This window comes from Psychroflexus sp. MES1-P1E, from assembly GCF_002836055.1.
In the GTDB taxonomy this organism is placed as follows: Bacteria; Bacteroidota; Bacteroidia; order Flavobacteriales; family Flavobacteriaceae; genus Psychroflexus.
This window is the reverse complement of the sequence record NZ_PJBS01000244.1, coordinates 1-2324: the sequence shown is the minus strand read 5'-3', so window position 1 is coordinate 2324 and position 2324 is coordinate 1. Positions and strand designations below refer to the sequence as shown.

Annotated in this window: 2 protein-coding genes; both read right to left on the bottom strand. The window is 33.0% G+C overall.

Translation table 11 applies throughout. The annotated features are described in order from the left end of the window. Positions 1 to 384 precede the first annotated feature (384 nt). Positions 385 to 1686, bottom strand: coding sequence for a TULIP family P47-like protein (locus CXF67_RS09340; protein ID WP_102088514.1), 1302 nt, complete (start codon positions 1684 to 1686; stop codon positions 385 to 387). A gap of 1 nt (position 1687) precedes the next feature. Then, a complete protein-coding gene (locus tag CXF67_RS09335) occupies positions 1688 to 2017 on the bottom strand; it encodes a hypothetical protein (protein WP_102088513.1) in 330 nt (109 codons plus the stop codon). Positions 2018 to 2324 lie beyond the last annotated feature (307 nt).

Sequence of the window (2324 nt, the reverse complement as noted above, 5' to 3'; positions counted from 1 at the left end):
CAACATTGCTCAGCAAATAACAAAACAAGCAGTATCTATTTACAACAATTTAAGAATCCATTTTAGCCTAGATTTAAGAAAACCTGCCGAAGTCCATTTGAATCCGAATATAAAATATAAATCATATCGTAGAAATAACGTAAATTTAACTGAACTTCTAATTTAAAAAATAGCTAGTTCAAATTATTTTTTGCCGTCTAAACGGCTAAAAAAAAATACTTTGAACGGTATAAATTAAACCTAAAAAAGGTCAACCTATATCAGTATAATACACGCATTATCCCGTCCTAAAAACCAAAAAAGTTTTGATAAAATTACCCCTATATTGAAATATAACGAGTTCTCTAGCTTATAACTTCTTTAAGCTAGAGAATTCATTAAAACTTAACTAACCTGTGGATCTAAATAAAGAACAAGATCACCAGGTAATGCTATACTTTTAATTGGACATAATTTTTGTGCTGGCCAAGTAAATGATAAGTTTGCATCTTCTAAACTTTTAGCTAGATCTGACATACTCACTGAAAAGTTAAGTTGAGTAATAATGATTGGCACAACAATGGCTACTACAGCTCCCATTGCGGCTCCCAGAGTTCCAAACGTAGCAATAACAAGTGCTCCAACAATTAACCATCCTCCAGTACTTAGATGTATAGATCCACTACCATCTGGTGTTCTTGCACTAATAGAAACAACTTGACTCTTCAATACTGGAGATAAATAAAAACTACCATGTAAATCTACCCACATCAAACTACTAAACGAAGATATTGGATAACCTGTTGCTCCATAATCCCCTTGAATATTCTGCGAATTATTTACATACACACTCATGCTGGTAAGCTTTGGGTCATATTCTCCAGATATTCCAATTTTGGTATTTAGAGCAAGTGTGTAGGGTGTCGTGGTATTACCTGAAATATTAAAAGATGTAGAAACTGTTTTTAATTGCTTAACCAAAGGCGGCATTACTAAATTAACTAATAAGCATCTGTTAGAAATATACAATGCAGCATTTTCAGTTGAAGGTATCAAGCCTGGATTTGAAGTGAAATCTAATATACCTGGAGTTCCTGTACTTGTGTTAGATACTAATGCTAATAAATTATCAGCAGGTGTTTGTGTGTTTTCTTGAGTAGCAAAAAAAACAGATCCTGTTGGTAATAAAGAAGCAGGTACTCCGCTCATATTTACAGTTCCAAGATAATAAGAACCTCCCTTATACTGGGTTTGAAGATAGCCTTGTATAATACCATTTAATATTGGAGCCCAAAAAGGTGTTGGTGTTATCGTTAAACCTACTTCGTAAATAGCTAGACTACTTGCTATGTCAAGATTTAATTGCATCGCAGGTGCGCCTCCACTAAGTGTAATTGAATCGTATTTAAGATTGGAAGTTATTCCTAACGTACTTCCAACTGGAACATCATAATTAACACCTTGATAAGTCAATGTTCCACTAAGTGGCGCTACAATTGCTGCAAGTGAATTTGTTCCAGATGCGTTTGCAGGATTTAAGTTAGCGGTTGGTGTTCCTAGGGTTCCAACGAAAGTAATTCCTAGTGCAGTATAATTTACTTTATGTGGAAATATGTTTGCTTTATACGCAGCACTCAATCCTGTGTTTATCAAAGTTTGATTTGCTACTGCCAATAAATCCCATCCTTCTGTAGTTACTGTTGCCATTTTATTGTTTTTTTAAAGTTGTTAATACTAATTGCGAAGCTTTCTTTAATTCATTTATGATATCTTGAGGAATACCAATATTAGCACTCTCTATAGCTTCAATAGGGTTTACTGCATAAAGTTGTGCGTTTTTACCAGAAATACCAACCCATTTATTTATCGCTTTTTCGTACGGGATAATTTTAATATGGGCTTGATTAACTTTTTCTAAAAGGCCTGCTTCTAAACCTTTAAGTAAAGGATTACCAATACTCTTCGTTTCATGAAAAGTAACTTTGTGAGATGAATTCCCATTCGGAATATCAACTGTAATTGATTTTTCATTTTCCATTTTATTTATTTTAGTCTCCTACTCTATTTAAGACGGCTTTTCGGATTACGCCTTTGAAATCAAAATTCTATTGTAGCTAATCAATCGAACATTTTGTTTTTGATTATACCGCAAATATCTGATGAAACTTCAGGTATTACTAGAGTATAAATACTGCTCTTTTTAAAACAAGTATTTATACTTAATCCTCTTACCTCATAGCATGAGACAATTCAAAGTTGAAGAATTAATGAATTGAATTCTTAAAAATGTTATAGACATTTGTACATGAAAGCACGAATTTGGGGTATAAAAGAAAAAAGGGCAT